The following is a 5,305-nucleotide window of genomic DNA, read 5'->3' as shown; positions in this document are numbered from 1 at the left end:
GAGCGCCTGGCGCGCCGATTCCACGGCGGCTTCCTTGCCTTCGGCCTCGAGGCGCATGATCAGGTCGCCCTTCTCGACGGCCTCGCCTTCCGAGACGGGGAGCTCATCGACGATGCCGGCGGTGCGGGCGGCGAGCACGGCGCGCTTGTCGGCTTCGGTCTGGCCGGAAATGCGGATCGTGCGGGCATGCTCGAGGCGGGACGGCATGGTTGCCTGCACGGTCTTGACCTCGGCCGGACGTTCCGGCTCGGCCTCGGCGCGTGCGGCTTCCGCCTCCTGGGTCGCGCTGCCGACGGACGAGAATTCACCGGTGGCGATCCAGGCAGCTGTCGCAATGAGCACCGCCACGGCCGCGATCTTGTGGAACTTCACCTTGGGCATGTCGATTTCCAGTGTGCTAGACCGGGCCGAAACACCGTAAAACAAGAGGCATATGGCCTCGGCGGCCGAACGGTTCAATCACGTTGCGGAACGAAGAAGCGATCCTACAGTCCTATAGCATCATCAGCCTGCCAAAAAATGTCCTGGAGGGCCTCTCCTGACAGGGGTCCCCTTCCGTTGGATCGATCCGCGCAAATTCCTCACGCCAAGGCATCGCCGAGGCGCGGACACATTGACAAAATCCGTCATTTTGTCAACAACCTATTTCTACTATGGCAGGAACCACCTTGAAAGAAGCTAAAGACAATCCCGAAGATGCGCGGCGGACACGCATCATCGAAGGCGCACGCAGCGTTTTCCTGGCCTATGGTTACTCACGTGCAACCATGGACGATATCGCGCGCGCGGTGGAGATTTCACGTCCCGCCATCTATCTGCTGTTCCGCAACAAGGCGGATATTTTCCGCGCCGTGACGCGGGCAATGCTGGAGCAGTCGCACCAGGCGGCGCGCGAGGCCTTGCAGGAAGACCTGCGGTTGGGCGAGCGGCTGTTCGAAGCGCTCGACCGCGGACTGTTCCGCCTCTTCCGTCTCATCGAGGAATCGCCCCACGGCGAAGAACTGGTCGATGTGAACCACAACATCGCATCCGATCTGGTCGCCGATTGGCGCACCAGCATGGTCGCCGGTTTCGCCGATGCGATCCGCGAGGAGGCGGGGTCGCGGGGCGTGCGGCTTGAGGACAACGCCCTGTCGGCCGAGGCGCTGGCGGAGATGCTGTTCGACATATTGGAGGGGCTGAAGGCGCACGGTCTTTGCGGCACGCAAGCCGCTCAGTCGGCGCGTCAGTTCATCACGCTCATCGAATTGGCGCTGGCGCCGCGGTAAGCGTTTTCCCGGAGTTCTACTATTGCGCTGTCCAACCGCCATCCACTGAAAGCGTGGTGCCGGTGATCTGGGCAGCGCCATCGGAGCACAGAAAGACGGTGGCCGCGGCGATCTGCTCGACCGTGGCGAATTCCCGTGTCGGCTGTCTGGCCAGCATGACCTCACGCACCACCGCGTCCCGGTCCATGCGGTGGGTCTTCATCTGGTCGGGAATCTGCGCCTCCACGAGGGGCGTGAGAACATAGCCGGGGCAGATGGCGTTGCAGGTGATGCGGTCTTCGGCCAACTCGAGCGCCACGGTCTTGGTGAGGCCGACCATGCCGTGCTTGGCGGCGACATAGGCCGATTTGAAGGGAGATGCCCGCAGGCCGTGCGCGGAGGCGATATTGACGATGCGGCCGCTGCCGCGTTGCCTCATGTGCGGGATCGCCGCGGCAGTGGTGTGGAAGGCCGAGGATAGATTGATGCCGATAACGGCATCCCATTTCTCCGGCGGAAAGTCCTCGACCGCAGCCACGTGCTGAATCCCGGCGTTGTTGACCAGGACATCGAGTGACCCGAAGCGTCGGGCGGTCTCGTCCACCAGGCGTCGACAGGCTGCCCCATCGGCCATGTCGGCCTGGAGGTAGGCCGCTTTCACGGCGTATTCGCGGGCGATCTCCTCGGCCAGGGCGTGGTCTTCATCGCTGTCGGTGAAGGAATTCAGAACCACGTTGCAGCCATCGGCCGCCAGACCCCGCGCAATGCCCAGCCCTATGCCCGAGGTTGAGCCGGTGATGACGGCCGTCCTTGAGTCGCGCACGGCATGCCTCCATGGTCGGTTTCCGCGACCATATGCAAGGCGATGGTCGTTGCCAAGCGCGAGCGACCTTTCGCCATCACCGGCGCATCATCAGCGCGGCGGCCAATCCCAGGACGACAACGCTGGCGGCGGCGATGGTGGCCGTGGTGGTGGGGTTTTCGCGCGCGGATTGCTGGAGATGCCGGGCGCCGCGGCGCAGTTCCGGCAGGGCGTGTTCGGCATAGTCGCGCATCCAGTCCGCGGTCTCGGCACCCATGTGGCGGACGTCGCCGTATCCGCGCCGGCCACTGCGTGCGACCTGCTTTCTCAAGGAAGTAACTTCGTCGCGAAGATTGGTCAGCTGATCGCGCAGATCATCTCCCATATCGTCGTGGAACCTGTGATGCATGGCAGCCATCCCAATAGATTTTTCTGTTCGCGCAAACCTAACGGCTGCAAGGCACAGCGGGTTCCACGACGCGCAAGGCGGGCATTCGGGCTGGTTGGGGGCGGGCCGGGACGCCTCCTTTTAGCGTTCCGTCAGCTTGAGCTCGATACGGCGGTTGCGGGCGCGGGCCTCGGGCGTGCCAGAGGTGTCGAGTGGCTGGTACTCGCCGAAGCCGGCGGCGACCAGGCGGCTTGCCGGCACGCCCTGGTCGATCAGGAACTCGACCACGGCGATGGCGCGGGCGGCCGACAGCTCCCAGTTGTCGCGATAGCGGCCGGTGCCGGTAAGCGGCACGTCGTCGGTGTGGCCGTCGACCCTGAGCACCCAGTTGATCTCCGGCGGAATCTCCTCCTGCAGGTCGAGAACGGCATCGGCCAGCTTCTGCATCTCCTCCTGCCCGGTGGGATTGATCTCCGTGGCGCCGGAGGCGAACAGCACTTCCGACTGGAAGACGAAGCGGTCGCCGACGATGCGGATGTTCTCGCGGTCGGAGAGGATCTCGCGCAGGCGGCCGAAGAAGTCGGAGCGATAGCGGTTCAATTCCTGCACGCGCTGGGCGAGGGCGACATTGAGACGGCGCCCGAGATCGGCAATCTTGGCGCGTGAGCGCTGGTCGCGTTGCTCCGATGCATCGAGCGCGGCCTCCAGCGCGCCGATCTGCTGCCTCAGCGCGGAGATTTGCTGGTTGAGAAGCTCCACCTGCGACAGGGCGCGCTGGCTCACCTGCCTTTCGTCCTCGAGCTCGCTTGTCAGCGCGCCGATGCGTTCCTGTGCTTCCTCGCTTTGGCCGGCGCCGCTTTCCAGAATCTGTTCAAGGCGCGAGCGCTCCGCTTCCGCTTCCGAAAGGGAGGAGCGCAGGCTGGCGATCGTGTCCTCGGCGTCCTGCGTGTTGGCCCGTTCGAGCGCCAGAAGCTGCGTCAGCTCGTTCACCTGGGCATTGAGACGGTCGAGCACGGCGTCACGACTGGTGATCTCCTGGCTGAGGAAGAACTGTGCCAGCACGAAGACCGACAGCAGGAACATGATGGCGAGCAGGAGGGTCGCCAAGGCATCGACGAAGCCGGGCCAATAGTCGACACCGCGTTCGCGGCGGCGGGCGCGTGCCAGCGCCATCAGCTGTTTTCCCGTTTCTTCAAGGAGGCGGCGATTTTCTCCAGCGTCTCGCGCATCGCCTTCTGGTCCGCCGCCTGGGCTTCCACCCAGTCACGCATCATCTGCTGCTCCTGGCGCATGTTCTTCACCAGGCCGGAAATGCCGTCGGCTAGCGATGCCATGGCCGCGGCAGTGCGCGGATTGCTGCCGCCCGTCTCCTGCGCGGCGCGCAACTTCTCCGCCAGTTCCCGCAGTTCCTCGGACGTGCCGTTCCTGGTGCCCTCGGTCATGTCGGAACTCAGGTCGGTCACCGTGGAGAGCCAGTTCTCCAATTCCGTGTAGAAGCGGTTCTGGGCACGGCCGGCCTGCAGGTCCAGAAAGCCGAGAATGAGGGAGCCTGAAAGGCCGAAAAGGGAGGAGGAAAAAGCCGTGCCCATGCCGCCGAGGGGAGCGGAAAGGCCCGCCTTCAGCGAATCGAGGATGTCGTTGGCGTCGCCCGTGCCAGGATCGAGGGACTGGATCGTGTCGCCGATCGAGCTGATGGTCTGCAAAAGCCCCCAGAAGGTGCCGAGCAGGCCGAGAAAGACGAGCAGGCCGATCAGATAGCGCGAGATATCGCGGCTTTCATCGAGCCTGGTGGCGATCGAATCGAGAATGGAGCGCATGGAGGACGTCGACAGCGCCATGGCGGAGGAGCGGCTGAGCAGCGCCTTCATCGGCGCCAGAAGCACCGGCTCCGTCACCTCCGTGCCGGCGAGGAAGGAGTTCACCCAGCGCACTTCCCTGAAAAGCCTTATCACCTGCATGAAGGCGAGAAGGATGCCGATCGCCAGAACGCCGAGAATGAGCCCGTTGAGACCGGGATTGCTCTGGAACGCCGCGGAAATCTGGCGATAGAGAATGGCCGCCACAAAGCCGGCGATCGCCAGGAAGATCAGCATCGAATAGAGGAAAACCTGTGGACTGGAAAGGCTTCGCGGATCGTATCTCTCTTCGGCGGTGAGATTGTCCGCCCCCAGCGACTTCAGCAAGGCCATCTGTTCCTCGAATGTGTTAGACCGTCCGGACGATCACGCCGCGGCCACCGTGACCGGTGCTTATAGCGTAAATTGCTCAAGGTGCGCAGCCAATCCCGTCTGGTGGTCCGAGCCTGAGATTGGTCGAGACTCTAAACGGAATTGTGACCAAATTGAAATAAGCGCGCGTTCGCCCGGCACAGTGCATGGCCGGGACGAACCGCTTCCGGAAGGAGAGTCCATGGCCAAGGTCCTGGTCACCGGCGCCACCGGCTTCATCGGCCGCCACCTCGTGCCGGTCCTGATCCGCCGCGGCCACACGGTGGTGGAGGCGGGCCGGAACCGGCGTGAGGGCACGCCGCAATTCGTGCCCGTCGGGGCGATCGACGGTGAGACGGACTGGTCACCCGCGCTCGCCGGCGCGGATGCCGTCGTGCACCTTGCCGGCGTCGCGCACCGCCCGGATGCGGCCGAGGCGGCGTATTTCACCGTCAGTGATGTCGGCACCGGACGGCTCGTCGAGGCCTGCGCGGGTATCGGGGTAAAGGCTTTCGTCTTCCTCGGCAGCATTGCCGCGCGTGAAGCGGCGGATGCCTATGGCGCTTCGAAACGAGCGGGCGAAGAGCACGTGCGCCGTTTCTGCGAGGGCGCGGACCGGGCCGGAATCGTGCTGCGGCCGCCGCTGGTCTACGGCTTCGAC

The 5,305-nt window shown here is 64.5% G+C and carries 7 protein-coding genes; 2 read left to right on the top strand and 5 right to left on the bottom strand.

Annotated elements, in window-relative coordinates; genetic code table 11:
- On the bottom strand, positions 1-381 hold a 381-nt coding region (locus ACFP9U_RS23635), incomplete at its 3' end, for a biotin/lipoyl-binding protein (protein ID WP_378625207.1).
- A gap of 287 nt (positions 382-668) precedes the next feature.
- On the opposite strand from ACFP9U_RS23635, the gene ACFP9U_RS23630 reads away from it, so the two are divergent.
- Complete coding sequence (locus ACFP9U_RS23630) at positions 669-1,268, top strand: TetR/AcrR family transcriptional regulator (RefSeq protein ID WP_378625206.1); 600 nt, start codon at positions 669-671, stop codon at positions 1,266-1,268.
- Between the two features lie 19 nt (positions 1,269-1,287).
- Here ACFP9U_RS23630 and ACFP9U_RS23625 read toward each other — a convergent pair whose 3' ends face one another.
- The 4 genes from ACFP9U_RS23625 to ACFP9U_RS23610 form a co-directional block, all read right to left on the bottom strand.
- The gene (locus tag ACFP9U_RS23625) at positions 1,288-2,070 is read right to left on the bottom strand and encodes a 3-hydroxybutyrate dehydrogenase (protein ID WP_378625204.1); all 783 of its coding nucleotides are present in this window, start codon (positions 2,068-2,070) and stop codon (positions 1,288-1,290) included.
- 76 nt (positions 2,071-2,146) lie between these two features.
- Complete coding sequence (locus ACFP9U_RS23620; protein ID WP_378625203.1) at positions 2,147-2,458, bottom strand: hypothetical protein; 312 nt, start codon at positions 2,456-2,458, stop codon at positions 2,147-2,149.
- 120 nt (positions 2,459-2,578) lie between these two features.
- Positions 2,579-3,610, bottom strand: coding sequence for a peptidoglycan -binding protein (locus ACFP9U_RS23615; RefSeq protein WP_378625201.1), 1,032 nt, complete (start codon positions 3,608-3,610; stop codon positions 2,579-2,581).
- Positions 3,610-4,626 (bottom strand): MotA/TolQ/ExbB proton channel family protein, encoded by a 1,017-nt coding sequence (locus tag ACFP9U_RS23610; RefSeq protein ID WP_378625200.1) that lies wholly within the window; start codon positions 4,624-4,626, stop codon positions 3,610-3,612. The genes ACFP9U_RS23615 and ACFP9U_RS23610 overlap by 1 nt, the downstream gene beginning before the upstream one ends.
- Before the next feature lie 220 nt (positions 4,627-4,846).
- On the opposite strand from ACFP9U_RS23610, the gene ACFP9U_RS23605 reads away from it, so the two are divergent.
- The coding region (locus ACFP9U_RS23605; RefSeq protein WP_378625198.1) for an NAD-dependent epimerase/dehydratase family protein at positions 4,847-5,305 on the top strand (459 nt) is incomplete at its 3' end.

It is taken from the genome of Nitratireductor sp. GCM10026969, assembly GCF_042660605.1.
GTDB lineage: Bacteria > Pseudomonadota > Alphaproteobacteria > Rhizobiales > Rhizobiaceae > Chelativorans.
Note: the sequence above shows the minus strand (reverse complement) of the source record. Positions and strands in the feature narration are given on the sequence as shown.

What these genes read in the sequence shown, in the direction of transcription:
- ACFP9U_RS23610 (WP_378625200.1), bottom strand. Translation starts at nt 4,626, where the DNA reads ATGGCCTTGCTGAAGTCGCTGGGGGCGGACAATCTCACCGCCGAAGAG.
- ACFP9U_RS23615 (WP_378625201.1), bottom strand. Translation starts at nt 3,610, where the DNA reads ATGGCGCTGGCACGCGCCCGCCGCCGCGAACGCGGTGTCGACTATTGG.
- ACFP9U_RS23620 (WP_378625203.1), bottom strand. Translation starts at nt 2,458, where the DNA reads ATGCATCACAGGTTCCACGACGATATGGGAGATGATCTGCGCGATCAG.